The 25,003-nt window shown below is 65.8% G+C and carries 24 protein-coding genes, 1 tRNA gene and 1 pseudogene; 10 read left to right on the forward strand and 16 right to left on the reverse strand.

Features of this window, described 5'->3' with window-relative positions; all coding sequences use genetic code 11:
- Nucleotides 1–20 precede the first annotated feature (20 nt).
- Genes VM621_RS04765 through VM621_RS04775 form a run of 3 tightly spaced genes read left to right on the forward strand, consistent with a single transcriptional unit; the run spans nt 21 to nt 2,983 of the window.
- A complete protein-coding gene (locus VM621_RS04765) occupies nt 21–653 on the forward strand; it encodes a CvpA family protein (RefSeq protein WP_063572210.1) in 633 nt (210 codons plus the stop codon).
- Between the two features lie 12 nt (nt 654–665).
- Nucleotides 666–2,144 (forward strand): amidophosphoribosyltransferase, encoded by a 1,479-nt coding sequence (gene purF / locus VM621_RS04770; RefSeq protein ID WP_325467840.1) that lies wholly within the window; start codon nt 666–668, stop codon nt 2,142–2,144.
- A gap of 38 nt (nt 2,145–2,182) precedes the next feature.
- On the forward strand, nt 2,183–2,983 hold the full coding sequence (locus tag VM621_RS04775) for a ferritin-like domain-containing protein (RefSeq protein ID WP_325467841.1): 801 nt from the start codon (nt 2,183–2,185) through the stop codon (nt 2,981–2,983).
- A gap of 210 nt (nt 2,984–3,193) precedes the next feature.
- Here VM621_RS04775 and VM621_RS04780 read toward each other — a convergent pair whose 3' ends face one another.
- The 9 genes and pseudogenes from VM621_RS04780 to VM621_RS04820 form a co-directional block, all read right to left on the reverse strand.
- Entirely contained in the window at nt 3,194–3,922 is a 729-nt protein-coding gene (locus VM621_RS04780) for a UDP-2,3-diacylglucosamine diphosphatase (RefSeq protein WP_325467842.1), read from the reverse strand.
- A gap of 137 nt (nt 3,923–4,059) precedes the next feature.
- Nucleotides 4,060–4,542: pseudogene (locus VM621_RS04785) on the reverse strand (peptidylprolyl isomerase); the annotation flags it as partial.
- Nucleotides 4,543–4,721: 179 nt separating this feature from the next.
- Nucleotides 4,722–6,278 (reverse strand): Ppx/GppA phosphatase family protein, encoded by a 1,557-nt coding sequence (locus VM621_RS04790; protein WP_325467844.1) that lies wholly within the window; start codon nt 6,276–6,278, stop codon nt 4,722–4,724.
- A 30-nt stretch (nt 6,279–6,308) separates the two neighbouring features.
- Nucleotides 6,309–6,812, reverse strand: a complete 504-nt coding sequence (locus VM621_RS04795; protein WP_325467845.1) for a hypothetical protein — start codon at nt 6,810–6,812, stop codon at nt 6,309–6,311.
- The gene (locus tag VM621_RS04800; protein WP_325467846.1) at nt 6,809–7,954 is read right to left on the reverse strand and encodes an MGDG synthase family glycosyltransferase; all 1,146 of its coding nucleotides are present in this window, start codon (nt 7,952–7,954) and stop codon (nt 6,809–6,811) included. The genes VM621_RS04795 and VM621_RS04800 overlap by 4 nt, the downstream gene beginning before the upstream one ends.
- Nucleotides 7,951–10,074, reverse strand: a complete 2,124-nt coding sequence (ppk1, locus tag VM621_RS04805) for a polyphosphate kinase 1 (RefSeq protein WP_325467915.1) — start codon at nt 10,072–10,074, stop codon at nt 7,951–7,953. The genes VM621_RS04800 and ppk1 overlap by 4 nt, the downstream gene beginning before the upstream one ends.
- A gap of 51 nt (nt 10,075–10,125) precedes the next feature.
- Nucleotides 10,126–11,403: a phosphate regulon sensor histidine kinase PhoR gene (phoR, locus tag VM621_RS04810; protein ID WP_325467847.1), complete on the reverse strand. Its 1,278-nt coding sequence runs from the start codon at nt 11,401–11,403 to the stop codon at nt 10,126–10,128.
- A 34-nt stretch (nt 11,404–11,437) separates the two neighbouring features.
- Nucleotides 11,438–12,127 (reverse strand): phosphate regulon transcriptional regulator PhoB, encoded by a 690-nt coding sequence (gene phoB / locus VM621_RS04815; protein WP_063570381.1) that lies wholly within the window; start codon nt 12,125–12,127, stop codon nt 11,438–11,440.
- Between the two features lie 102 nt (nt 12,128–12,229).
- Nucleotides 12,230–13,846, reverse strand: coding sequence for a M48 family metalloprotease (locus tag VM621_RS04820; protein WP_325467848.1), 1,617 nt, complete (start codon nt 13,844–13,846; stop codon nt 12,230–12,232).
- A gap of 158 nt (nt 13,847–14,004) precedes the next feature.
- Here VM621_RS04820 and grxC point away from each other — a divergent pair, with 158 nt between their 5' ends.
- The 3 genes from grxC to VM621_RS04835 all read left to right on the forward strand — a co-directional run bounded on the left by grxC (nt 14,005) and on the right by VM621_RS04835 (nt 15,823).
- Nucleotides 14,005–14,274 carry a glutaredoxin 3 gene (gene grxC, locus VM621_RS04825; RefSeq protein ID WP_325467849.1) on the forward strand — a complete coding sequence of 90 codons (270 nt, stop codon included), beginning with the start codon at nt 14,005–14,007 and terminating at the stop codon, nt 14,272–14,274.
- Nucleotides 14,274–14,663: a carboxymuconolactone decarboxylase family protein gene (locus tag VM621_RS04830; protein ID WP_325467850.1), complete on the forward strand. Its 390-nt coding sequence runs from the start codon at nt 14,274–14,276 to the stop codon at nt 14,661–14,663. Before grxC ends, VM621_RS04830 begins: the two co-directional genes overlap by 1 nt.
- Nucleotides 14,664–14,800: 137 nt before the next feature.
- Nucleotides 14,801–15,823 carry an isocitrate dehydrogenase gene (locus tag VM621_RS04835; protein WP_325467851.1) on the forward strand — a complete coding sequence of 341 codons (1,023 nt, stop codon included), beginning with the start codon at nt 14,801–14,803 and terminating at the stop codon, nt 15,821–15,823.
- 165 nt (nt 15,824–15,988) lie between these two features.
- Here VM621_RS04835 and VM621_RS04840 read toward each other — a convergent pair whose 3' ends face one another.
- The 5 genes from VM621_RS04840 to VM621_RS04860 all read right to left on the reverse strand — a co-directional run bounded on the left by VM621_RS04840 (nt 15,989) and on the right by VM621_RS04860 (nt 20,568).
- On the reverse strand, nt 15,989–16,945 hold the full coding sequence (locus VM621_RS04840) for an aspartyl/asparaginyl beta-hydroxylase domain-containing protein (protein WP_414674487.1): 957 nt from the start codon (nt 16,943–16,945) through the stop codon (nt 15,989–15,991).
- A gap of 76 nt (nt 16,946–17,021) precedes the next feature.
- Entirely contained in the window at nt 17,022–17,795 is a 774-nt protein-coding gene (gene thiD, locus VM621_RS04845; protein ID WP_325467852.1) for a bifunctional hydroxymethylpyrimidine kinase/phosphomethylpyrimidine kinase, read from the reverse strand.
- A 242-nt stretch (nt 17,796–18,037) separates the two neighbouring features.
- Nucleotides 18,038–19,426: a PhoH family protein gene (locus VM621_RS04850; protein WP_325467853.1), complete on the reverse strand. Its 1,389-nt coding sequence runs from the start codon at nt 19,424–19,426 to the stop codon at nt 18,038–18,040.
- An 81-nt stretch (nt 19,427–19,507) separates the two neighbouring features.
- Nucleotides 19,508–19,969, reverse strand: coding sequence for a peroxiredoxin (locus tag VM621_RS04855; RefSeq protein ID WP_325467854.1), 462 nt, complete (start codon nt 19,967–19,969; stop codon nt 19,508–19,510).
- Nucleotides 19,970–19,992: 23 nt separating this feature from the next.
- Nucleotides 19,993–20,568, reverse strand: coding sequence for a glycine cleavage system protein R (locus VM621_RS04860; protein ID WP_046967334.1), 576 nt, complete (start codon nt 20,566–20,568; stop codon nt 19,993–19,995).
- Between the two features lie 165 nt (nt 20,569–20,733).
- On the opposite strand from VM621_RS04860, the gene dapA reads away from it, so the two are divergent.
- Nucleotides 20,734–21,627, forward strand: a complete 894-nt coding sequence (gene dapA, locus VM621_RS04865) for a 4-hydroxy-tetrahydrodipicolinate synthase (RefSeq protein WP_325467855.1) — start codon at nt 20,734–20,736, stop codon at nt 21,625–21,627.
- Nucleotides 21,628–21,656: 29 nt separating this feature from the next.
- On the forward strand, nt 21,657–22,253 hold the full coding sequence (locus VM621_RS04870) for a hypothetical protein (RefSeq protein WP_325467856.1): 597 nt from the start codon (nt 21,657–21,659) through the stop codon (nt 22,251–22,253).
- A gap of 310 nt (nt 22,254–22,563) precedes the next feature.
- On the opposite strand, the gene fdxA is transcribed toward VM621_RS04870, so the two are convergent.
- Together fdxA and VM621_RS04880 are read right to left on the reverse strand one after the other, a co-directional pair.
- Nucleotides 22,564–22,887, reverse strand: a complete 324-nt coding sequence (gene fdxA, locus VM621_RS04875) for a ferredoxin FdxA (RefSeq protein ID WP_325467857.1) — start codon at nt 22,885–22,887, stop codon at nt 22,564–22,566.
- 29 nt (nt 22,888–22,916) lie between these two features.
- Nucleotides 22,917–22,992 (reverse strand) — tRNA-Glu (locus VM621_RS04880).
- Nucleotides 22,993–23,136: 144 nt separating this feature from the next.
- Between VM621_RS04880 and pcnB the strand changes: the two genes are divergently transcribed.
- Together pcnB and folK are read left to right on the forward strand one after the other, a co-directional pair.
- The gene (gene pcnB / locus VM621_RS04885; protein ID WP_325467858.1) at nt 23,137–24,504 is read left to right on the forward strand and encodes a polynucleotide adenylyltransferase PcnB; all 1,368 of its coding nucleotides are present in this window, start codon (nt 23,137–23,139) and stop codon (nt 24,502–24,504) included.
- Nucleotides 24,501–24,986, forward strand: a complete 486-nt coding sequence (gene folK, locus VM621_RS04890; RefSeq protein ID WP_325467859.1) for a 2-amino-4-hydroxy-6-hydroxymethyldihydropteridine diphosphokinase — start codon at nt 24,501–24,503, stop codon at nt 24,984–24,986. The genes pcnB and folK overlap by 4 nt, the downstream gene beginning before the upstream one ends.
- Nucleotides 24,987–25,003 lie beyond the last annotated feature (17 nt).

Consider the following 25,003-nt stretch of genomic DNA (forward strand, 5'->3'; position numbering starts at 1 on the left):
GTGAAACCGGGGACTGTCACGTGAATTGGATCGACTGCGTCATCCTGGCGATCCTGTTCATCTCGGTCTTGATCGGCCTGGTGCGCGGCCTCATTTCCGAGGTGCTCTCGCTCGTGATCTGGGTCGCCGCCTTCTGGGTGGCCTGGACGTATGGCCCGTCGCTGGCGCATTACTTCGAAAGCAGCGTGTCCCTGCCTTCGGCACGTGTGGCGATCGGTTATGGCTTGTGTTTCATCGCCGTGCTGCTGGTCGGCGGGCTGATCCGGTTCATGATCTCGCGCTTGGTCGCGAGTACGGGACTGGGCGGTACCGACCGCTTGTTCGGCATGCTGTTCGGCCTCGCGCGCGGTGTGCTCATCGTGGCCCTGGTCGTGTTCGTCGTGAGCTTCACGCCCCTGGCAAACGCCCCCATGTGGCGCGAGTCGGCGATGATGCCGCAGTTCCGTGGCGCGGCCGAATGGCTGGGTCAGCAGGTTCCGGAGAATGTGCGCGGATACATGCATCCGCCTGCCGCTCTGGAGAACCTGAAGATGCCGGACGTGAAGCTGCCCAGCAAGGACGACCTCATGAGGTTGCGCGATTTCTCCACCCCCGCGCAACCGGACAAAGATCACGTTCACCCTGCCGCCGCGACCACGGCGGCCACTTCGTAGAAGGCAACACCCATGTGCGGAATCATCGGCATCGTCGGCACCACGGAAGTGGCGTCGGCCCTGTATGACGGCCTGACCGTCCTGCAACATCGTGGGCAGGATGCCGCCGGCATTGCCACCGTGGATGGCGCGCGGCTGCGCCTGCACAAGGGCAACGGACTGGTTCGCGACGTCTTCAACTCGGCGGGCGTCAGCAAACTGCGTGGCCGAATCGGTATCGGCCATTGCCGTTATCCGACCGCCGGCTCCGAGGGCACGGACGAGGCCCAGCCCTTCTACGTCAACTCGCCGTACGGCATCGCCTTCGCGCACAACGGCAACCTCGTCAACACCGAGGCCCTGCGCAAGGAAATGTTCGAGGACGACCGTCGTCATATCGACACGGATTCCGATTCCGAAGTACTGCTCAACGTGCTCGCGCACGAGCTGCAGGTGGACGACCGCGGCGACCTCACGCCGGAGCATGTCTTCAAGGCGATCGCCGGCGTACACGCCCGTGCCCGTGGCGGTTACGCGTGCATCGCACTGGTGCTCGGCTACGGTCTCATCGCCTTCCGCGATCCCAACGGCATCCGCCCGTTGGTGCTCGGTGAACGCATCACGGCCGAAGGCCACGAGTACGCCATCGCGTCGGAGTCCGTCGCGTTCGATGTGCTGGGCTTCAAGCGCATTCGCGACATCGAGCCGGGCGAAGCGGTCATCGTCACCGAAGGCGGCGAGCTGCACACGCAGCGCTGCGCCGAGGGCGCGGTCCATGCGCCCTGCATCTTCGAATACGTGTACCTCGCACGTCCGGACTCGATGATCGAGGACGTCTCCGTCTACAAAGCGCGCCTGCGCATGGGCGAGAAGCTTGCCGAGAAGATCCTCCGCGAGCGCGGTCCGGACCACGGCATCGATGCGGTCATTCCCATTCCGGACACCTCGCGCACCGCGGCCAGTTCGCTGGCCCAGGCGCTGGGCGTCCCGATGCGCGAAGGCCTGGTCAAGAACCATTACATCGGCCGCACCTTCATCATGCCGGGGCAGGGCGAGCGCGTGAAATCCGTGCGCCGCAAGCTCAACGCCATCGACCTGGAATTCCGCAAGAAGAACGTACTGCTGGTGGACGACTCCATCGTACGTGGTACCACCTCGCGGCAGATCATCCAGATGGCGCGCGATGCCGGTGCGAAGCATGTCTACTTCGCCTCCGCCGCACCGCCCGTGCGCTACCCGAACATCTATGGCATCGACATGCCGGCTGCTTCCGAACTGGTCGCTGCGGGACGTACGGTGGAAGAGGTTGAGAAGGCGCTCGGTGCCGACTGGCTGGTCTACCAGGATCTGGAAGACCTGATCCAGGCAGTGGCCGACGGCAACGAAGAGCTCACGCATTTCGACACCTCGTGCTTCTCCGGCGAGTACGTGACCGGCGTCGACGCCGGCTTCCTCGAACAGCAGGAAGCCATGCGTTCGGATTCGGCCAAGAACGAACGTCGTAGCGCCTGAGCGACCGGCGGCGCGTTCCGGCGCGCCGTCATGCCGTGATGCACGATCTCCACGCCGCCGCGCGCCGTTGCCTCGAGGCGACCGATCCCGCCGAGAAGGTTCGCCTGAGTTTCGCGACCTGGGCGGCATTGGGCGAGGGCGCGCTCGCACCCGACGCGTCATCGCCGCCGCCGCTCCCCATCGGTTTGCCGGGACGTCCCGAACGTCCGCGCCTGGTGCCCTCGCGCGAGCTGGCGCAACGTGGTCTCGGTACGCCCGAAGGACGTGCCGCGCTCGTGCACGCGATCGCCCATATCGAATTCAATGCGATCGATCTCGCCTGGGATGCGGTGTACCGATTCCGCGGCAAGCCCGACGCGTATTACCGCGACTGGGCATCCTGCGCCAACGACGAAGCCCGCCATTTCACCATGCTCTCCGCTCGGCTTGCCGAGCTCGGGCACGCCTATGGCGATTTCGATGCCCACAATGGCTTGTGGGAAATGGCCGAGAAGACCGCGCATAGCGATACGGCGCGCATGGCGCTGGTACCGCGCGTGCTCGAGGCGCGCGGACTGGATGTGACGCCGGGCATGATGGAGCGCCTGCGTCGGCAAAACGACGAGCGCACCGTTGGCATTCTCGAGGTGATCCTGCGCGAGGAAGTGGCCCACGTGGCCGCCGGCACGCGCTGGTTCCACTGGTGTTGCGCGCGGGATGGCATCGAGCCGGAAGCGACGTTCGCCCAGTTGCTGAACGATTATATGAACGGCTCGTTGCGCGGGCCGTTCAACCTCGATGCACGGCGCGAGGCAGGGTTCTCGGAGTCCGAACTGGTGTGGCTCGCGACATTGAGCTGAGGTGCCGTTCGCTGTTCGCTGCGCAGGGATCGCCGATAAATCGGCTCCCACACAAAGCCTGACCGGTGCGACGAATAGGCAGTGTGTGGGAGCCGATTGATCGGCGATGGGTGCTTGCACACAAAGCCTGACCGGTGCGACCAATAGGCTGTGTGTGGGAGCCGATTCATCGGCGATGGGTGCTTGCGACTGAAGGGTGCTTGCGAACCGCTATGTCCGCCAAAGCCCGCGTAAGTCGAGCCGGTTGTCGTCGATCGCCAGCACGGAGCCATGGTCGTACCAGTCGCCCAGTACGATGCGCTCGGCGTTCGCCCCGTCGAGGACGAAGGGATGGATCGCCGGCCGATGCGTGTGCCCGTGAATGAGCCGATGCACGCCCGCATGGCGCAGCGCCGCTTCCACGGCGCCCTGGTTTACATCCATGATCGTCTCGTCGTTCTGGCCGGTGCGTGCCTTGCTGTCGCTGCGCGCCTTGGCGGCGAAGGCACGACGTGCCTCCAGGGGCATCGACAGGATCTGCTGCTTCCAGGCATCGGTACGCACCTGCGCCCGCACGGCCTGGTATTCGACATCGTCGGTGCACAGGACATCGCCGTGCATGAGGAGGGTCGGTGTACCTTCGATATCGTGGACGGTGCCGTCGTCCAGCAGGGTCATCCCGGCGCGCTCGGCGAAGCGTTGGCCAAGCAGAAAATCGCGATTGCCGGCCATGAAATAGACCGGCACGCCGCTCTCATGCAGGGCGCGCGTCGCCGCAGCGATGCGGGTCGGCAGTTCGGCGTCGTCGTCGTCGCCGATCCAGGCTTCGACGAGGTCGCCGAGGATATAGAAGGCGGCCGCCGAGCGTGCCTCGTCCGAACCGAGGAACTGTTCGAACAAGGTGGTGATGTCCGGACGCGCCTCGTCGAGGTGCAGGTCCGCGATGAACAGCGTGCTCATGCGGCCTTCGGCGGGGCGGTCTTCTTCTCGCCCTTCTTCGTCGGGGTCGGCTTGGCCGGTTCCGGCGCGGTCTTCGCCGGTTCGGCCGGCGTCCCCGTCGTGGTGGCTGCCGCGGGGCGGGCCTTTTCCTCACCGACAACATTGGCCGAGTCGATGATCACGATCGGATTGGGCACGTCGCCGACGAAGGGGCCCTGCGCGCGGGTGGGCAGGGCGGCGATCTTGTCGACGACGTCCATGCCCGAGACGACCTTGCCGAACACGGCGAAGCCCCAGGTCAGGCCGCTCTGGTTGCTGACGTAATCGAGGCGGCGGTTGTCGACGAGGTTGACGAAGAATTGCGCGGTACCGGAATTCGGATCGCCCCCGCGGGCGACCGCGAGCGTGCCACGCGTGTTGGACAGGCCGTTGTCGGCCTCGCTGGGAATAGCCGCACGCGTGCGTCGCTGGGTCAGGTCGCGGCTGTAAAGGCCGCCCTGCACCATGTAGCCGTTGACCACCCGGTGGAACACCGTGCCGTCGTAGAAGCCGTCGCGCACGTATTGCAGGAAGTTGGCGACGCTCTTGGGCGCCTTGTCCGGGAACAACTCGAACGTGACGTCGCCCTGGGTGGTGTGCATGACCACACGCGGGTGGTCGACGGACGCCGGCGCAGGCGCTGCCGGCTTGGTCGCCTGGGCCAGGGAAATGGCGGGCAGGGCGAGTAGAAGGCTGGCGAAGACGGCTTTGAGCATGGGTTACCGGTCGTGACGGTGAAACAATCGCGCCATGATACGCCCGTTTGCCGGGCCTATCGCGGTCATTCGGTGACGATCTCCAGATCCAGTCCGAGCTCGGCCAGCGGCTCGCGCTCCTGGTCGAGATCGGCTTCGGTCAGCGGGTGCTGGTCCAGCCAGTCCGCCGGCAGGGAAAGCCGCAGGCGTTGGCGCGAGGCGCTGACACGGATGCGGGGCAGGGCTTCGGCGCGACGGGCGCGGCGGAAGAGGACACCCAGGCGGAGGATCGCCGTGATATGCCGGGCCAGCACGCGGTAGCGCACCGGCAACGCCGAGATAACGGATTTCTCCGGCTTGCGGCGATGGCACTCGACGATGGCGGCCAGTAGCTGCTGTTCCTGCCGCGAGAAGCCGGCCAGATCGGCGTGACGAAGAATGTAGCCGCCGTGGCGCTGGTGCTGGCTGTGGGCGATGGCCAGCCCGAGTTCGTGCACACGCGCGGCCCAGGACAGCCACTCACGGGCGTCGTCGTCGAGTTTCCAGGCCTTGCCCAGCTGGTCGAACAGGCTCAGCGCCGTGGTTTCGACGCGACGCGCCTGGGCGCGGTCCACGCCGTAGCGGCTGGCCAGCGAGTCGATGCTGGCCATGCGCGGGTCGGTACCGGCGGAACGGCCGATCAGATCCCAGAGCAGGCCCTCGCGCATCGAACTTTCCGAGACACGCAGGCGCTCGATGCCCAGCGCCTCGAAGGCGGCTTCGAAAATGGCCACGCCTCCGGCGAATACCTCGGCGCGGTCTTCGGCCAGGCCCGGCAGCTTGAGCACGCCGGACGAGCCCTGTTCGATCAGTGCCTCGCGCACGGCGGCCAGCGATTCGGGCGTGATCCCGTCGTCGGAGAGTTTCATCGCGCGGACCACGGAGCCGATGGACTTGGCGGTGCCGGACGAGCCATAGGCATCGGCCCAGCCAGCCTCGCGGTAGTCCTCGGAAAACTGCTGGAGCAGCACACCGATCTCGCGGCGGGCTTTCTGCCAGCGCTTGCGGGTGATCTTGCCGCCGGGGAAGAAGCGCAGCGTGGAGGCGATGCAGCCCACCTGCACGCTTTCGGTCAGCAGCGGCGCGGTACCGCGGCCGATGATGAATTCGGTGCTGCCGCCGCCGATGTCGATGACCAGACGGTGATCGCGCGAGGCCGGCAGGTCGTGCGAGGAACCGAGGAAGATCAGTCGACCTTCCTCGCGGCCCGAGACGATTTCCACCGGGTGCCCCAGCGCGGCTTCCGCGGCGGACAGGAAGGCATGTGGCGAGGCCAGCCGACGCACGGTATTGGTCGCCACCGCGCGCACGTGCAGGGCGGGAATGCCGGCGATGCGCTGGCCGAAGCGGGCAAGGCTGGCCAGCGCGGCGGCGCGGTGGCTCGCGTCCAGCGTGCCATCGGGGCGCAGGCCCACAGCCATGCGGACGGAGTCGCGCAGACGGTCGATGACACGGGGCTCGCCGTGTTCGTAACGCGCCACCACCATGTGGAAGCTGTTGGAGCCGAGGTCAACGGCGGCGAGGAATTCGCCTTCGTTGATCTGCGATTTACCTATGGTCGGCAAGAGATCTGTCCGCAGCGGCGTATCGGGGGATTCTGGCATGAGGCCGGGGCTTGCATGCAACGCCTTTTGTCAGGCTGGCTTTGCGATGCGGCTCTTGGGCAAGGCGGAAAGCACGAACAACACGATGCAAAGGAAGCCGAACACCCAGTAATCCGTGGGCGCAGGCCCCCACCAGTGGCGATGCCATGGAACGTTCTCCGGATTGAAACGCGCCAGGCCGAAGGCCGGGTTGAGGATGAACCACAGGCCGTCCTCGGCAACCCAGAAAAGCATGACGCAGGCGATCACGCGAACCTGTGCGCGCCAGCTCCAATAGCCCTGGAACACCATCGGAAAATGGAAGAACAGGGCAATGAAGGGAAAGACCCAGGCGTGGTAGCCGGTCATCGGCCGTCCACCCCAGAGCAGGTCGAGCAACCAGTGGTTCTCGACGCGCCAGGTGGGCAGGCTGGTGGCCCAGCCGTGCGGGCCTTCGATTTCCACCTCGACGTGGGCAAACATGAAGGCGAGCACGAAGGTGATCGCCGCGGTTGCCAGGACCGCGACGAGACGGCGACGGGGCGAATGGCTCATCGGCCATCCAGCAGCGCAAGCACCGTGTCGACCACATCGCGCGCCGCATGCGGGCGACCGAGGGCTCGTGCGCTGGCCGCCATGGCGGCCAGGCGCGTCGGCTGTTCCTGCAAGTCGCGGATACGCCAGGCCAGGGCTACCGCGTCGATGGCTTTCCAGGCGGCGCCCTGTTCGAGCAGGTAATCCGCGTTACGTTCTTCCTGGCCGGGAATGGGTGCGTTGACGATCATCGGCAGGCCGACGGCAAGGCACTCCGACGTGGTCAGTCCGCCGGGCTTGGTGATCGCGAGGTCGCAGCAGGCCATCAGCCGCTCCACCTGGCGTGTGAACCCGTGCGGAAAAAGGCGCCCCGCATGCTTCGAGGCGGCCAGCACGCGCAGTCGCTCGAGCATCTCCGCGTTGCGCCCGGCCAGCACCACCAGCTGAAAATCGCCGCCCTCCGACAGCAGCTTGTCGGCCAGTTCGTCGAGCCCGCCGACACCGGCGCCGCCGCCCATGACGAGATAGGCGGGGCGATTCTGGTCCATGCCGAATTCCGCACGCAGGGCGCGACGATCGTGGGCCTGGCCGAAGGCGGGCATTACCGGGATGCCGGTCATGTGGACGCGCTCCGGCGGCAGGCCGACCGCGCGCATGCGATGGGCGATCTCCGGGCTCCCGGCAAAGTAGCCGGTCATGCCCGGAATCACCCACATGCGATGAAGGTCGAAATCCGTGACCTGCAAGTAGACCGGCACGTTGACGCGGCCTTTGCGGATCTGCCGCATCAACATCTCCGCCGGCAGGAAGTGCGTGCAGACGATGGCGTCGGGCGCGAAGTCGGCGATCGCCGCACGCAGCCTTCTTGTGTTCAGCCGCTCGATCGTGCGGCGCATGCGCTGCATGACGGCTTCGGGGCGCGCGTCATCGGTGATCCGGTAAAGCATGCCCCACAGGCGCGGATAGTGCGTGATCAGGCCCAGGTAGAAATCGGCGTAGATCCGGCGAAAGCTCGACGGCACGAAGTCCATCACGTCGAGGTGACGCGCCTCCACGTCGAGGCCATCCGCCGCCAGCGCGCCGATGGTCGCTTCGAGGGCATCCGCGGCGCGCACATGACCCGCGCCGGCCGACACCGAAAGGAGCAGGATGCGCCTCGTCACGCGCAGTATTCGGCCAGCAGCGCCTGCTGCGCGCTGTACGGGGCTTCGCCCGTGGCGGGGATGCGACGTGTGTATCGGCCATCGTCGCCGAGCATCCAGGCTTGGGTGTTGTCGCGCAGGTAATTGTCGAGGGTTTCGTCGTACACGCGTTTGGCCAGGTCGGGGTCGAGGATGGGTACGCCTATTTCGATGCGACGCATGAGATTGCGCTCCATCCAGTCGGCGCTTGCGCAGAACAGTTCCGGTTCGCCGTCGTTGCCGAACCAGTACACGCGACTGTGTTCGAGGAAGCGGCCGACGATCGAACGCACGCGGATGTTTTCCGATACGCCGGGGATGCCCGGACGAAGGGTGCACGCGCCACGGATGATCAGGTCGATCTGCACCCCGGCGACCGAGGCCCTGTACAGGGCCTCGACGACGTGCGCCTCGTTCAGCGCGTTGAGCTTGGCGACGATGCGCCCGGGACGCCCGTTCCGCGCGTGCTCGATCTCGCGCTCGATGCGGGCCATGACGCCACTGTACAGCGTGAAAGGCGAGTGCAGCAGGCGCTTGAGCTGGATCATCGGACCCAGGCCCGACAGCTGCTGGAACACCTTGTGGATGTCTTCGCCGATTTCCGGGTGCGAGGTCATCAGGCCGATATCGGTGTAGCCGCGACTGTTGCCCTGATGATAATTGCCCGTGGAGAGATGCACGTAGCGGCGCAGGCCCGTTCCCTCGCGACGCACGATCAGCAGCATCTTGGCGTGCGTCTTGTATCCGACGACGCCGTAGACCACCTGCACGCCGGCTTCCTGCAGACGGTTCGCCAGGCCGATGTTGGCCTCTTCGTCGAACCGTGCGCGCAGCTCGATCACCACGGTGACGTCCTTGCCGTTGCGCGCGGCTTCCACCAGCAGGTCGACCAGGGGGGAATCCTTTCCGGCGCGATAGAGCGTCTGCTTGATCGCCAGCACGCCGGCGTCTTGCGAGGCACGGCGCAGCAGTTCCACCACCGAGGCGAACGATTCGTACGGATGATGGAGGAGCACGTCGCGCACGCCGAGGACGTCGAATTCGTTGACGCCCTTGCCGAATGCCGGCGACAGGCGTGGAGTGAAACGCGGGAACTTGAGCTCGGGACGATCCAGCTGGTCGTAGATGAGACTGGCGCGGATGATGTTGACCGGGCCGTCGCAACGATACACATCGGCTTCTTCCAGCTGGAAGTTGGCCATCAGCATGTCGGTGATGTTGCGCGGGCAATCGGCGCCGACTTCGAGGCGCACCGGTCGCGCATAGCCGCGCCCGACCAGTTCCTCGCTGAGTGCGCGGGCGAGGTTTTCCACTTCCGCTTCCTCGACCACCAGCTCGCTGTTGCGCGTGACCCGGAACTGATACGAGGCGCAGACATCGAAGCCAGGGAAGATCTCGTCCGCGAAGGCCTGCAGCACTTCGGCGAGGAAGACGAAATCGCCGTCGCCTTCGGATACTTCGGCGGGCAGCTTGATGATACGCGGCAGCGAACGCGGCGCACGCACCAGCGCCATGTGACCTTCGCGCCCGAACGCGTCGCGACCCTTGAGCACGACGGCGAGGTTGAGGGTCTTGTTGAGGATGCGCGGGAACGGATGCGAGGGGTCGAGACCGAGCGGCGACAGCACTGGCTGGATCTCGTTCTGGAAGTAGCCGAGCAGCCAGCGGCGCTGCTTTTCGGTCCAGGTGTCGCGGGTCAGATAGCGAATGCCCTCGGCACCCAGCGCGGGACCCAGCTCGTCGTGCCATATCGCGTAGATCTCCGCGACCAGTTCGAGCGTGCGCTCGCGGATTCGCGCGAGGATGTCCGTCGACGAGAGTCCGTCGGCGCCTGGCGTGGTCGCGCCCAGCGCGTGCTTGTGCTTGAGCACCGCGACGCGCACCTCGAAATATTCGTCGAGGTTGTTGGTGACGATGGTCAGGTAGCGCAGGCGCTCGAGCACGGGCACATCCGGATCGCGCGCCTGGGCGAGCACACGGAAGTTGAACTCCAGTGCCGCCAGCTCGCGGTTGATGTACAGCGCAGGGGCGCCGAGGTCGACAGACTCGCTCATGCTGTTCGCTGATCCTTTCACGACGTCCGATGGTGGCGTATCGGACATCATGCCGGAAAGCGGCATCGCAGCAACCTGGCGGCGCTTGCCGGCCATCGATTACAGGTGCAGGCCGGCCGCTTCCTGCAGCCGGGCGCCATCGAGCAGGCGGTCGCTGCCGAAGACGCAGGCGAAGGTCGAACCCTTGCCCGGTTCGCTCTCGATCACCAGGCGCGCCTGGTGCAGGTTGAGCACGTGCTTGACGATCGACAGGCCCAGGCCGGTGCCGCCCGAATCGCGCGAACGGCTGGAAGAGACGCGATAGAAACGTTCCGTGAGGCGTGCGATATGCGTGGCCGGGATACCGAAGCCGGAGTCCTGCACGGAGAATTTCGCGCCGCCTTCGGCGTCGGCCCAGCGGATCGCGATGCGCCCGCCGGAAGGGGTGTAGCGCACGGCGTTGCTGACCAGGTTGGAGAACGCGCTGTGCAGATCCTTCGGCGAGCCGAGCAGGTCGGACGCCGTGGCCATATCCAGCGAGACGGTGTGCCGTCCCTGGCTGAGTGCTTCTGCCTCCTTGCGCAGGCTGGCCAGCATGGGCGCCATCTGGACGTGTTCGTCGGCCACGTGGTCCTGGGTTTCCAGGCGCGACAGTGTGAGCAGGTCTTCGACGATCTGGCCCATGCGCTTGGACTGCGCGCGCATTTCGTCGAGCACCGGTGCCAGTTCGGGGACGTCTTCGGGATCGAGCAACTCGAGGTAGCCGTGGATCACCGTCAGCGGCGTACGCAGTTCGTGGGACACGTTGGCGACGAAGTCCCGACGGATCTGCTCCAGGCGTGTGAGATGGCTGGTGTCACGCGCCAGCAACAGCCGCTGCCGGCTGCCGAAAGGGAGCAGGGTGGCGGTGACGTGGCGGTTCGGATGGCCCGGCGCCGTCACGTCGTTGAGCGGTTCGCGCGCACCTTCGGAAAGCCACTCGGCCAGTTCGGAGTTGCGCAGGAGGTCGGCAAGCAGGCGGCCGCGATCGCGCGGCCGCTTCAGGCCGAGCAATTCCTCCGCCGCGTGGTTGAACCAGCGAACGTGCTGCGAGTGGTCCAGGAGGACCACGGCGTCGGGAAGGGTCCCGGCCGCGCTGCGCAAATCACGCAGGCGGGATGCGATACGGCGGGTGCGAGTCATCAGACGGTCATACTCGGGGGCGGGTGTTGCGGGCGTTTGCAACATTGGCCCCGACTTGTGACGGAACAGCGACAGCAGTACGACGATTTCCGACAGCGCGACGACGGTCACGCCAACCAGCGCCGCACCCGCGAGCGCGCCGACGGCGCCGCCCACGACAAGGAGGGCGGCGCACGCGGCTGGCAGTCGCCAGGAAGTAAGGATGCGAGGTGGCATGGCGCCCAAGATAGCGCGGCTACCCCGCGCTAGCCTAGGTATTCGCGGAGAAGCGATAGCCCGCGCCACGAACGGTCTGCACCATGTCGTCCAGCTTCCAGGGTTCGAGGGTCTTGCGCAGGCGGCGGATATGCACGTCCACCGTGCGCTCCTCCACATAGACGCTACCGCCCCAGACATGGTCGAGCAGCTGGGCGCGCGAGTACACGCGCTCCGGATGGGTCATGAAGAAAAACAGCAGGCGGTATTCGGTCGGCCCGATGGGAACCGCTTCTTCGCCGGCGAATACGCGATGCGCGGGCCCGTCGATGCGCAGGCCGCCGAGTTCGACGATACCGGAGCCGTCGTCGCCCTGGCTGCGGCGAAGCACGGCCTTGATCCGGGCGATCAGTTCGCGGGTGGAGAAGGGCTTGATGACATAGTCGTCGACGCCGGCTTCCAGCCCGTTCACCCGGTCCATCTCCTCGCCGCGGGCGGTGAGCATGATGATCGGGATTTCCCGGGAGAGCTCCTCGCGGCGCAGCCGGCGGGCGAGTTCGAGCCCGCTGGTGCCCGGGAGCATCCAGTCGAGCAGGATCAGGTCCGGGACGCGCTCGGAGATGGCCATCTGTGCGGCGCGGGCGTCGGCGGCGTGAGCCGCGTCCATACCCGCCTTGCGAAGCGCGAAGGCGACCATGTCGCGAATCGATGCTTCGTCTTCCACGATGAGAATGCGTTTATGCACGCGTAAGGCCGCTCGTTGGCTGTGACGGTCATATTGCAGCCATGCAGTGTTACACGGCAATGACAATTGTCACGAAAGTCCACCGATTCTTGCGACTCGGGGTCACTGGCTACGCCCGTCCGGGTTGTCGTCCGTGGTGACCCGTTTCTTGCGCAACTCCAGCAGGAGCGGGGTCAGGTCGCTGATCCGGGCCTGGATCCGGGAGCGCTGGTAGTAGTCCAGGTCGTCACGTTTGAGCAGGCGGCGCAGCTGCTCCATCGCGTCGAACGGCCGGCCCGAGAGGTACGCACTATCGGCATAAGCCTCCGCCGCCCGTACCGAATCGCCCGAGCGCTCGCTGGCCCGGGCGAACGTACGGAAGATCTCCGGGTCGTCGCTGTCGTCGAGCATGGGCTTGAGCAGCGCCGCGGCTGTGCGCGATTCATCGGCGCGGCCGGTATCGGTCAGGGCCCGGGCGTAGCCCAGGGTCACCGCGCCGTTGCGTGGCGAGTTGTCGTGCAGGATCTTGTAAAGCGCCATGGCGTCGCCGTGACGCCCGGCTTCCACGTAGGCATCGGCCAGGGCCAGGCGCAGCACGACGCTGGCGGGCTGGCTTACCAGCAGCGGTTGGATCTGCTCGGCCGCCTGCATGCCGTGGCCGCTGCGGATGAGGGCGATCGCATACCCGTAGCGATTGGCCGCGGTATCGAAATCCTTGCGCTTCAGGTTGGTGGCGTAGAAGTCCGCCAGCTTGCGGGCGTCGCCGGAGAGCACGCGGATGCGCTCGCGCATGAGCGCATAGGTATCGGCTGCGCTGTCCGGCACGACCTTGCTGCGATTCGGGGTCAGCTGGGTGTTGTCCTTCACGTAGAGCACAGGCGCCGTGCTCTTTTCCCACGTGGCCTTGTCCAGGGTGGGTTGACGTGGCTTGCCGGCATTGCGCTGCTCGATCGCCCGTGCCCGTCCCTTGGCATCGCTGATGCGTTCGAGGGTGACCGGGTGGGTCAGCAACAGGGAGGGCGCGGCCTCTTCGTCCTCGCCCACGCGCAGGGTGTCCTGCATGCGGCCGAAGAACTCGGCCATGGCCTCCGGGTCGTAGCCGGCATTGGCCAGGGTCTGGATGCCGACGCGATCGGCCTCGATCTCGTCCTTACGGGTGAAATTGATCTGTCGCTGCATGATCAGGCCCTGGCCTCCCATAAGCACGGCCGGGGCGGCATCGCCGGCACCGCCGCCCGCGCCCGCGGCGATCGCGCCGAGCAGGACCAGGGCCATCAACGGCGCGTTCTTCTTGGAGTCCTCGAAGGCGCGATAGAGGTGGTTTTGGGTGATATGGCCGATTTCGTGCGCGATGACGCCGGCCAGTTCGCTCTCGCTGGTGGTGATATCGATCAGGCCGGCGTTCACGCCGATGTAGCCGCCCGGGGCGGCGAAGGCGTTGATCTGGCTGTCGTTGACGATGAAGAACTGGAAATGGTCCTTCGGCCGGTCGCTGGCCGCGACCAGCCGAAAACCGAGGTCGTTGATGTACTGGTCCACCAGTGCGTCGTCGACGGTCAGGTTCAGGGTGTGCATCTGGCGAAGCATCTGCTCGCCGTACTGGTTCGCCTCACGCGGGCTCAGGATCCCGGCGGCGGAGCTGCCCAGGTCGGGCAGGCGCACGTTGTCCTGGGCGCCGACAACGAAGGTGGCGAGGGCGCTGGCGGCGAGCAGGGCGAGACGGGGCAGGGGTTTGCGCATAGGTCGGGGACGATACCATCACCAAACGAAGAGGTAACTTCCACGGCCGTGGGAGTCCGATCGCCTTGGACCGCGCCGGCAGGGCAGGGTTCGTCGATCTTGCAAAATCAGCCCTGCGACGCCATCTTTTGGCTATTCGTTTCCGGAGTATTCCCTCCATGTCCACGCCCGATATCACCATCTATTCGACCGCTGTCTGCCCTTACTGTGTCGCCGCCAAGAACCTGCTCAAGGCCAAGGGCCTGGGTTGGAACGAGGTCCGCATCGACATGGATCCCGCCCAGCGCGACCTCATGCTCCAGAAGAGCGGTGGTCGTCGTACCGTGCCGCAGATCTTCATCAATGGCACGCACGTCGGCGGCTTCGACGACCTCGCGGCGGCCGATCGCAGCGGCCGCCTGGCCGAGATCCTCGAGGCGGCACACTGATGGGCGACAATCGCGTCGAAGAATTCACCGCGTTCCGCAAGCGGATGAACGAGCGCATCCTCGGTGAGGACAACCAGGTGGTTCGCCGTTTCTTTGCCTTGGACACTCAGACATACCGCGCGGGCGCCCTGGACGTGAAGACCAAGGAGATGCTCGGCCTGGTCGCCTCGATGGTCCTGCGCTGCGACGATTGCATCAGCTATCACGTGGCCCAGTGCAAGGAAGCCGGGGTCGATCGCGACGAATTCTTCGAGGTTTTCAGCGTCGGCCTCGTGGTCGGCGGCTCCATCGTGATCCCCCATCTGCGTCGCGCCGTCGATTTCCTCGACTCCCTGGAAGGCGAGGCACCGACCGACGCCGAAGCCTGCGCGGACCATCCTGCGGCCTGATTGGCCGCCGTGCCGCCCCGATCGGGGCGGCATCCTTGAAGGAAGTGGGCAGGATCGCCGATAATTGGGCGATTTTTCTCCCCGCGCGCGCCTTCGGCGCGTGTCATGCGACCTGCTTCCCTTCAGGAGTTATCCCCATGAGCAAGACGATTGCCGTGATCCCCGGCGACGGCATCGGCCCCGAGATCATGGACGCGACCATTCGCGTTCTCGACGCCCTCGACTGCGGTCTGACCTACGAGTACGTCGACGCGGGCGTGGTGGCCCTGGAAAAGCATGGCGATCTCCTGCCGCAGAACACGATCGACAAGATCGCCGAGCACAAGGTGGCGCTGAAGGGTCCGCTGACCACGCCGATCGGCGGTGGCTTCACCTCGATCAACGTGACCCTGCGTCGCAAGTTCGATCTCTACGCCAACGTGCGTCCGGCGATCAGCTTCCCGGGCACCAAGGCGCGCTACGAAAACATCGACATCATCACGGTGCGCGAAAACACCGAAGGTGCGTACCTGGCCGAAGGCCAGACCACCACGGGCGAGGGCGACAACGAAGTTGCCGTTTCGATGATCCGCAACACCCGCCCGGGCATGCAGCGCATCTGCAAGTACGCCTTCGAGATGGCCCGCAAGAAGGGTCGCAAGAAGGTCATGGCGGTGCACAAGGCCAACATCATGAAGACCTCGTCGGGCCTGTTCCTGACGGTGGCGCGTGAAGTCGCCAAGGATTATCCGGATATCGAGTTCGGCGAGATGATCGTCGACAACGCCTGCATGCAGCTGGTGATGAATCCGTACCAGTTCGACGTGATCGTGACGACGAACCTGTTCGGCGACATCCTCTCCGACCTCTGCGCCGGCCTCGTCGGCGGGCTGGGCCTCGCCCCGGGTGCCAACATCGGCAAGGACGCGGCGATCTTCGAAGCCGTCCATGGTTCCGCTCCGGATATCGCCGGCCAGAAAAAGGCCAACCCCTGCGCGCTGCTGCTCGCCGCGGCCGACATGCTCGACCATCTCGACATGGTCGCCAAGGCAACGCGCCTGCGCGCGGCCATCCGCGACGTGATGGAAGCCCGCGACCGCACCACCCCGGACGTCGGCGGCACCGGTACGACGGACACCTTCGGCGACGCGATCGTCGAGCGGATCCGCGCTACGGCGTAAGCCGTTCGCCAGGTGGTGAAGAGAGACCCTGCAGAAGTGCGGGGTCTTTTTTTTGGTTCATCGTGGATTACCGGTGTCCGGGCGCCCGGCTTTCAGGTCGGGCATTCTTTCGCACCTTGCACCGGGCGACGTGAACCGGCCTTTTCCTTGGGCCGATTCACCGCATCAGTTGTTTCCGCGGAAGAACGGATACGGCGCGAGGAAGATCAGCCAGATCATCAGCACGATGCCGATGTACTTGATGGTGCGGAACAGTTTCGGATTGGCTTTCTTGAACTTGCGACTGCGCTCCCGGCCGCGGTTGTTCAACGCGAACATGCGATTGACGAAGCCGACCTGTTCGCCGCTGTCGTCGCTGTTCGGCGAGGCGGTGATCGAGCCCATGAACGCGCCGACGCGCTTGTTGATGGCGGTCATCACGCGGTTCTTCAGCGGACGCTCGACGTCGGCGAAGAGGATCACGCGGGTCTGGTTCGTGCGGTTCTCGGCCCAGTGCACGTAGGTTTCGTCGAAGACCACGTCCTTGCCGTCGCGCCAGGCATGCATTTCGCCGTCGACGAAGATCCGGCAGTCGTCGGAGTTCGGGGTGATCAGGCCCAGGTGATAGCGCAGCGAGCCGGCAAACGGGTCGCGGTGCGGGTTGAGCTTGCTGCCCGGCGGGAGCAGGGCGAACATGGCCGCCTTCACGCTGGGGATGGCATTGAGCAGCTTCACGGTCTCCGGGCAGAGCGCTTCGGCCGAAGCCAGCGGCTCGCCGTACCATTTCAGGTAAAAGCGCTTCCAGCCCTGCTTGAAGAACGAATTGAAGCTGGCATCGCTGTGTTTTTCGGCGGAGCGGATGAAGCCCTCGTCGAACAGGTGCATGGCTTCTTCGCGGATCTTCTCCCAATTGCCCTGGAGAAGATCGAGCTGCGGAAATCCGGCGCGGTCCAGGATCGGCCGCGCGGGAACGGCGGAGAACGCGTACATCAGCAGGTTGTACGGCGCGAAGATCGCCGAGTGGTCCACCAGCTGGCGGTCGAAACGCAGGCGGGAACGTCCGCGCAGGTGCACCAGGAGCACGCAGAGAGTGAACAGGATCAGCACATACAGGACGATGAAGCGGGGCCCGAGGAAATTCATGGGTTGGACTCGACCAGGACAAGCGATACGTATGGCCGCGCGCGGCCTGTATCAACGCGCCTAGGATACTCCGCCCTCAGTGCCCGAGCACGTGGACCGGACCTGTGCCAGGCCGCCAGGCTCGCTGGAAGGCCTTGTTCACCCAGACAATGGCCTCCCGGGCAGCGACGTGTGGCGATTTGCCCCGAGCCAGGCCTGCCGTCACCGCCGAGGCCAGGGTGCAGCCGCTGCCGTGGCCTTCGATCGGCAGGCGCGGGTGGCGAACCTCGGTCACGCCGCTGGCGTCGTAAAAGCGATCGATCACCTGGCGGCCTTTGCCGTGACCACCTTTGAGCAGTACGCCGCGTGCACCGAGGGCGAGCAGGTCCGCACCGGCGGCGTCCATGTCACGGCCCAGTGGGCGGCCAAGCAGGGCTTCGGCCTCGGGCAGGTTCGGGGTGAGGACGTCGGCCAGCGGAAGCAGAGAGGCGATCATGGCCTCGAGTGCGCCGTCATCGAGCAGGCGCGCACCACTGGTCGCGATCATTACCGGGTCCACCACCAGCCACGCTGGCTTGCGCATCCGCATTTCCGTCGCCACGAGCCGTACCACCGCGGCGTTGCCCAGCATTCCCGTCTTCACCGCTGCGATCGGGAAATCGTCGAACACGGCGTCGATCTGGCTGCGGATATGCGCCAGTGGCAGGGTATGGATGGCTACTACGCCGCGCGTGTTCTGAGATGTCACTGCGGTGATGGCGGTCAGTCCATGCGTGCCACGCGCGTGAAAGGTCTTCAGGTCGGCCTGAATGCCGGCGCCGCCGCCGGAGTCGGAGCCTGCGATGGTGAGGGTGTTGGGTTTCGCGTCCATGCCGATCAGGATAGCTGCTGGGGGGGCGTCTTTAAGAGCGTTCGCCGCTGAAGCGGCTCCCACAGGGGAGCGGCACCTAAAGTGACGCGGCTCCCATCGTGGAGCGGCACCTATAGTGACGCGGCTCCGACAAGTGAAGACATGGGCTTGCGCGGGGAGAGAGCCGGCCTTGAAGCGCGGGCATCGCTGCCCGCGCTTCAAGGTGCTGTCTTTGCTGTTGCTTACGCTGTCTTTGCTGTTGCTTACAACGCTTCGGACGCGAAATCGGCCAGTCTCGACCGCTCGCCGCGCTTGAGTGTGATGTGCCCCGAGTGCGCCCACATCTTGAAGCGGTCCACCGCGTAGGTGAGGCCCGATGTGGTCTCCGTCAGGTAGGGCGTGTCGATCTGCTCGACGTTGCCCAGGCAGACGATCTTCGTGCCTGGGCCGGCGCGCGTGATCAGGGTCTTCATCTGCTTCGGCGTGAGGTTCTGGGCCTCGTCGATGATGAGATAGCGACTGAGGAAGGTGCGGCCGCGCATGAAGTTCAGCGAGCGGATCTTCACGCGGGAGGCGAGCAGGTCGTTGGTGGCCTGTCGGCCCCAGGAGCCGCCTTCCTCCGGATTTGCCAGGACTTCGAGGTTGTCCGTGAGGGCGCCCATCCATGGCGTCATCTTCTCTTCCTCCGTGCCGGGTAGGAAGCCGATATCCTCGCCCACCGACACGGTCGCGCGGGTCATGATGATTTCCCGGTACCGCTGCTGGTCCATCACCTGGGCCAATCCCGCGGCGAGGGCGAGCAGTGTCTTGCCGGTACCCGCCGTGCCGAGCAGGGTGACGAAGTCGACGTCGGGGTCCATCAGCAGGTTCATCGCGAAATTCTGTTCGCGATTGCGTGCCGCGATACCCCACACGCCGTGCGCGGCGTGCGTGTGGTCGTCGAGCAGGACGAGCTTGGCCTTGCGGTGCTCCTCGTCGCCGCGGATCTCGATCACGCGTAGCTCGACGTCGTTCTCGCCGGGCATGTACAGGCACTCGTTGGCGTACCAATGCTCGTCGTCGCGCACATCCACTTCGTAGAACGTGCGGCCACGCTCGTTCCACGAGCGCAGTTCCGGATGCCGGGTCCAGAAATCTTCGGGTAACTCGTCCGAGCCGGTGAAGAGCAGGGCGAAGTCGTCGAGTGCGCGATCGTTCTCGTAGTCTTCGGCGGTGATGCCGTAGATCGAGGCCTTGATGCGGAGGTTGATGTCTTTCGAGACCAGGATGACCGGGCGATCCGGGTACTGGTCGCGCAGGTCGATCACCGACGCCAGGATCTGGTTGTCGGCCTTGCCGTTTCCGTGGCTGGTGCGCTGTTGGAAAAACAGCCGGCCCACGGCGCCGCGCTTGAGCTTGATGCCCTGCGGATTGATCAGTTCCACGCCGTTGCGGATACCTTCGCCGCCACCGCGTTCGATCAGTTCATTGAGGAAACGGCTTACCTGGCGGCCGTTGCGCGAAACTTCCGAGCCGCCTTTCTTCTTGTCGTCCAGTTCCTCCAGCACCGTCATAGGTATGAAGACGTCGTGCTCCTCGAAGCGGAACAGCGACGTCGGATCGTGCAGCAGCACGTTGGTGTCGAGGGCGTAGATGCGCTTGCTTCCGGTCATACGGAAGTGACCTCATGCTGAGGTTGCAATACCGGCCGCACGGCGACGGCCGGGGGGAGGAGCCGCATGACGCGGTATCCGTCACGCGGTGGGAACACTCTCGAGAACGGCTCGCGCGTGGCCGGGGATCTTGATCCCGCGCCATTCCGCGGCGAGCTTGCCGTTGGGGTCGATCAGGAAGGTGCTACGGACCACGCCGAGATAGCGCTTACCGTAGAGGACCTTCTCGTGGATCACGTCGAACGCCTGGCACCAGGTTTCGTCGGCGTCGGAAACCAGCGGGAAGGGCAGTTCGTGCTTGGTGGCGAAGTTCGCGTGCGAGCGCACGGAGTCGCGGGATACGCCGATGACCTCGGCGTTGCGGGCCTGGAACTCGCCGTAGAGATCGCGGAAGTCCTTCGCCTCGTTGGTGCAGCCTGGCGTGTTGTCCTTCGGGTAGAAGAAGACCACGACCCACTTGCCGTGGAGGGAGGCCAGCGACAGGGTCAAGCCATCGCCCAGCGCGCCTTCGAGTTTCGGTAACTTCTTGCCCTTGCCGATCATGCGTAGGTCTGTCTTCCCTTGGGTCAGAACTTCACGGGGTCCATGATGGCATCGAGATTGAGGCCATCGCACAACTCGAGGAAATCGTCGCGCAACGCGGCGATGTGGGTTTCCGAAGGGATGCCGATGGTGATCTGCGCCTGGAACATCTCGGCGCCGGTCTGCATCGCCTGGTAACGCATGGACGTGAGCTGCTCGACGCTGATATCGCGGCGCGAGAAGAACTCGATGATCTTGACCAGGATGCCCGGTCGGTCGGCGGCGATCACCTCGACCAGATAGGGCAGCAGGTGCGATGTCGGCTCGCGCGGCGTGGTGCGGTAATGGACGATCTGCAACTCTTCGTCGCGGGCCAGCTTGCCGAGGGCCGTTTCCAGCTTGGCCACGGCATCCCAGGCGCCGGAGGCGAGCAGCATCACCGAGGTGTCGTTGCCGATGGTGGAGACGCGGGCGTCGGCCATGTTGCAGCCGGAGTCGGCGATGCGTTTGGCCAACGCGAGGATCGGGGCGCGGTGCGCCGGCGACAGCGTCGAGATGAGGAGCTGGTTATCGGCGGTGGTGCTGCGTACTGCGGAACGATTCAAGGCTCGACTACCGATGGCGCGACCCGCGGGGCGCAGGGCGTCGCTACGGGCCCGAGCTTACTTGGCCGCGTCGCACGCAAGCAAGACACTCCGCATGGAATGATGGATATGCGCCCCGAATGGACTCGCCGCAGGTGCCCCGGTAACATGCGAACGGCTGGTAACTCAACGGGTTTCACCTTGGACATCTCCGGAAGCATCACCGCGCTGGCGACACCGTTCGCCGCCGACGGCTCCCTCGATCTAGACGCGTTCGGCCGACTGCTCGACCAGCAGATCGCCGGTGGCACCCAGGCCGTCGTGGTCGCCGGGTCCACGGGCGAGTCGCATTTCCTCGAGCACGAGGAATTCGAGCGCCTGCTCGCCTTCGCCGTGAAACACGTCAACCACCGCATTCCCGTCATCGCCGGCACCGGCGAAGCGGGCACGGCTAAAACCGTTGCCACCACGCGCCGGGCCAAGGCCCTGGGTGCGGACGTCGCCCTCGTCGTGGCGCCTTTCTATGTCCGTCCCACCCAGGAAGGCCTGCGCAGGCACTTCCTCGCCGTGGCGGACCAGGGCGGCTTGCCGGTCATCCTCTACAACGTGCCCCCGCGCACCGGCTGCGACATCGCGCCGGAAACCGTGGCGGTGCTCCGCGACCATCCGGGCATCATCGGCATCAAGGAAGCCCGGGGCGATGCCGAGCGCATCCTTGCCCTGGCGGAACTTATTCGTCCGGATTTCGTCTACCTCAGCGGCGACGACGGCTCGGCCCACCAGGCCATGCTGGCGGGTGCCGCTGGAACCATTTCGGTCGTGGCCAACCTCGTGCCCGATGCCTTCCGCGCCTTCTGCGACGCCGCCCGTTCGGGCGATCCGGAGAAGACCGCGAGGGAAACGGCGCGGCTGGCCCCGCTGATCGACGCACTCAACTGCGCGCCGAACCCCATCCCGGTCAAGGCCGGTCTGGCTGCCCTGGGGCTCGGTTCGGCCGCTCCACGCCTGCCCCTGGTCGAGCTGGAGGCGGGCCCGGCGCTGGACCGGGTGCGCGAAACGCTCGCCGCTCTGGCACCATTGTCGTCCGCTGCCTGAAGCAACCCTATTCAACGGAACCCGAGTTCATGAAGAAAACCTCGTACGCGCTGGTCGTCCCGGCATTGATCCTTTCCGCCCTGCTGGTGTCCGGTTGCGGTGCGTTCCGCTCGAAGAAGGACTGGGATCGGGCCCAGCAGGAAGCCCCGCTCGAGATCCCGCCGGGCCTGGATACGCCGTCGACGAGCGCCGCCCTGGTCATTCCTGACGTCGGTTCGGGTGCCGCGGCCGCCAACGCCGCCGCGACCAATGCCGCGCCGGTCTCGGATGGCTTCATCCTGGCCGATGACGTCGAAACCGCCTACAAGCGCATCGGCGAGCAGCTGGGCCAGGGCGACCTGGGCAATGTGCTCTCCCACGACGATGCCAGCCACACCTACCAGATCGCCGCGAAGCCGGGCCGTCCGGAGTCGCGTCCGGGCCTGTTCCGCCGTATGTTCGGCGCCGGCAAGGACGGCAACAACCAGGACGCCAAGGACGCGCCGGCCTCCGCCCAGGGCGCGAGCCATACCGTCGTGCTGACCGTCAATCCGAGCGGCACCGGCAGCGAAGTCCGTGCGCAGGGCGACGCCGATGGCGTCCGCCGCGTGGTCGATGCGCTGAAGTCGCGGATGGGCAGCAAGTAAGCCGGCTTCCCGTCCCACGAAAAACGCCGCCCTCGAGGCGGCGTTTTTTTTGGGGATGTGGCGTTTTTTGGGGGATGCGGCGTTTTTTTGGGGTTTTCCGGGAGCGGCTATCCCTGGCGGCTGGATTGCGCTGCGGGCTCAGCTGGCGGGCTCTTTGTGGGAGCCGGCTATGCCGGCGATGACCTCACCAGCTAACCCGCTCCGTGGGCTTTTCGCCGCTGAAGCGGCTCCCACATGTCGCCGCTGAAGCGGCTCCCACATGGCTCCCACACGGATCCCCCGCATGGCTCCCGCGGGGCTCCCGCGGGGCTCAGCGCTCGAGCAGGCTGAGCTTGTCCGGCTTGCCTTCCCAGTCCTTGGCGTCGGGCAGGCCGTCCTTGCGCTCGGTGATGACCGGCCATGCCTTGGCGAGCTCGGCATTGAGCGCGACGAACACTTCCTGGCCCGCGGGGACGTCGTCCTCGGGGTAGATCGCGTTGATCGGGCATTCCGGCTCGCACAGGGTGCAGTCGATGCACTCGTCCGGGTTGATCACGAGGAAGTTCGGCCCCTGGTGAAAGGCATCCACCGGGCAGACCTCGACGCAGTCCGTGTACTTGCACTTGATGCAGTTGTCGGTAACGACAAAGGTCATGCGAAGAATGGGCGCCGAGTGAGAAAAAGTGGTGCTCCCTACGAGGTTCGAACTCGTGTTCCCGCCTTGAGAGGGCAGTGTCCTAGACCACTAGACGAAGGGAGCGGGTCGTACGTGGGGTACGAAGCGCGCTAGTATAGCGAAATCCCGGAGCCGGGCAACGGTTTTTTGCGTGCTCGTCGGCCGGGGTCGAATTCGTTACATTTCCCACTTGAAGGACGCCTACGCGCCCGCCAGGACCACGACCGCTTGAATCCCGAAACCAGGAATGAGGTTACGCCGACGCTCCGCGTCATCCCGCGCGAACACCACTCCATTTCCCGCAAGAACATCAGCAAGGCCGCGTTGCGCGTCCTCTACCGTCTGCACGACGCGGGGTTCGCTGCCTACCTGGTCGGCGGTGCCGTGCGCGACCTCTTGCTCGGCGGTCACCCGAAGGACTTCGACGTGGCGACCAACGCCACCCCGGACGAGGTCAAGGGCCTGTTTCGCAATTGCCGCCTGATCGGCCGACGCTTCCGGCTCGCCCATGTCGTCTTCGGACCGGAGATCATCGAGGTAGCCACCTTCCGTGGCACCGGCGAGGACGGTACGGGCGGCGAGGGCGACCGGCACATCGTCGACGGCCGGATCGTCCGCGACAACATCTGGGGCACGATCGAGGAAGACGCCGTACGCCGCGATTTCCGCGTCAATGCGCTCTATTACGACATTTCCGACTTCAGCGTGCGCGACTACGTCGGCGGCATGCAGGACCTCGAAGACAGAACCATGCGGCTGATCGGCGACCCCGACCAGCGCTACCGCGAAGATCCGGTGCGCATGCTGCGCGCGGCGCGCCTGGCCGCCAAACTCGGGTTCACCATCGACAAAGAGGCCCTGGCACCGTTTGCCTCGCTGGGTCATCTGTTGGGTGAAGCCGCGCCGGCTCGCCTGTTCGACGAATCGCTGAAGCTCTTCCTTGCCGGCCATGGCCTGAAGAGCTTCAAGATGCTCGAAGCCTGCGGTCTCCTGAAATTCCTCTTCCCGGCGACGGCCCGCGCCCTCGAGCGCGGCGACCAGGCGCTGCGTGCGCTGGTCGAGCAGGGCCTGTCCAACACGGACGCGCGGATCGCCGAAGGCAAGTCGGTGACCCCGGCCTTCCTCTACGCCGTGCTGCTATGGGGCGAAGTGCGCGACCAGGCACATGGCTGGATCGCCCAGGGTTTCGACATCAACGAAGCCTGGCAGCGTGCCGCCGTGCATGTCGTGGGCGAGCAGTGCCAGCGCGTCGCCATACCGCGCCGCTTCACCTTCACGATGGAAGAGATATGGGCGCTGCAGCCGCGCTTCGAGCAGATCCATCGCAAGCGCGTATTCCGTCTCATGTCGCATCCGCGTTTCCGCGCGGCGTTCGATTTCCTGCTCCTTCGTGCCCACGAATCCGAGCGCATGCGTGAGCTCGGCGAGTGGTGGGCGCACGCGCAGCAGTTGCCGCCGGAAATGCTCGCCGCCGCGCTCGGTGGCGGCGGGGTGCCGGTGCACGAGGCGACGGTCGCGGCCACGGCGCCCGCGCGCAAGCGTCGTCGCCGACGCAAGCCGGGTGGTCGCGGCAAGGGCGATTCGGGCGGCGCGTGAGCGTTCGTGCCCTGATCGGACTCGGCGGCAATCTGGGTGACGTGCGTGAGCGGCTCGACGCCGCGATCGCCGCCCTGGATGCGTTGCCCGGCATCGCCGTCCTGGCGCGGTCGCGGCTCTACCGCACGCCGCCATGGGGTCAAACCGCACAACCGGACTTCGTCAACGGGGCCATCGCCATCGAGACGACCTTGCCGGCGCGGGACCTTCTGGAAGCCCTGCTTGCCACCGAGCGCGCGTTCGGCCGGATTCGCGACGGTGAGCGCTGGGGGCCGCGCACGCTCGACCTCGACCTGCTGACGTACGGCGACGAGCTGATCGACGACGAGCGCCTGACCGTGCCGCATCCGCGGATCGCCGAGCGCGCCTTCGTGCTGCTGCCGCTGGCGGATATCGCCGCCGACGCCGTCCTGCCGGGTATGGGCCGTGTGCGCGATCTGCTGGGAGCGATCGACACGCATGGCTGCACGCCGCTTTCTTGAGCCTCGGTTGAGCTCGC

The organism is Luteibacter sp., from assembly GCF_035539195.1.
In the GTDB taxonomy this organism is placed as follows: domain Bacteria; phylum Pseudomonadota; class Gammaproteobacteria; order Xanthomonadales; family Rhodanobacteraceae; genus Luteibacter.

Excerpts from the sequence above, each read along its gene's own strand:
- fdxA (WP_325467857.1), bottom strand. The coding sequence starts at position 22,887 with ATGACCTTTGTCGTTACCGACAACTGCATCAAGTGCAAGTACACGGAC.
- grxC (WP_325467849.1), top strand. The coding sequence starts at position 14,005 with ATGTCCACGCCCGATATCACCATCTATTCGACCGCTGTCTGCCCTTAC.
- VM621_RS04830 (WP_325467850.1), top strand. The coding sequence starts at position 14,274 with ATGGGCGACAATCGCGTCGAAGAATTCACCGCGTTCCGCAAGCGGATG.
- VM621_RS04835 (WP_325467851.1), top strand. The coding sequence starts at position 14,801 with ATGAGCAAGACGATTGCCGTGATCCCCGGCGACGGCATCGGCCCCGAG.
- purF (WP_325467840.1), top strand. The coding sequence starts at position 666 with ATGTGCGGAATCATCGGCATCGTCGGCACCACGGAAGTGGCGTCGGCC.
- VM621_RS04850 (WP_325467853.1), bottom strand. The coding sequence starts at position 19,426 with ATGACCGGAAGCAAGCGCATCTACGCCCTCGACACCAACGTGCTGCTG.
- VM621_RS04780 (WP_325467842.1), bottom strand. The coding sequence starts at position 3,922 with ATGAGCACGCTGTTCATCGCGGACCTGCACCTCGACGAGGCGCGTCCG.
- VM621_RS04790 (WP_325467844.1), bottom strand. The coding sequence starts at position 6,278 with ATGCCAGAATCCCCCGATACGCCGCTGCGGACAGATCTCTTGCCGACC.
- phoR (WP_325467847.1), bottom strand. The coding sequence starts at position 11,403 with ATGCCACCTCGCATCCTTACTTCCTGGCGACTGCCAGCCGCGTGCGCC.
- VM621_RS04775 (WP_325467841.1), top strand. The coding sequence starts at position 2,183 with ATGCACGATCTCCACGCCGCCGCGCGCCGTTGCCTCGAGGCGACCGAT.
- ppk1 (WP_325467915.1), bottom strand. The coding sequence starts at position 10,074 with ATGTCCGATACGCCACCATCGGACGTCGTGAAAGGATCAGCGAACAGC.
- VM621_RS04840 (WP_414674487.1), bottom strand. The coding sequence starts at position 16,945 with ATGAATTTCCTCGGGCCCCGCTTCATCGTCCTGTATGTGCTGATCCTG.
- VM621_RS04820 (WP_325467848.1), bottom strand. The coding sequence starts at position 13,846 with ATGCGCAAACCCCTGCCCCGTCTCGCCCTGCTCGCCGCCAGCGCCCTC.
- thiD (WP_325467852.1), bottom strand. The coding sequence starts at position 17,795 with ATGGACGCGAAACCCAACACCCTCACCATCGCAGGCTCCGACTCCGGC.
- VM621_RS04855 (WP_325467854.1), bottom strand. The coding sequence starts at position 19,969 with ATGATCGGCAAGGGCAAGAAGTTACCGAAACTCGAAGGCGCGCTGGGC.
- VM621_RS04795 (WP_325467845.1), bottom strand. The coding sequence starts at position 6,812 with ATGAGCCATTCGCCCCGTCGCCGTCTCGTCGCGGTCCTGGCAACCGCG.
- VM621_RS04870 (WP_325467856.1), top strand. The coding sequence starts at position 21,657 with ATGAAGAAAACCTCGTACGCGCTGGTCGTCCCGGCATTGATCCTTTCC.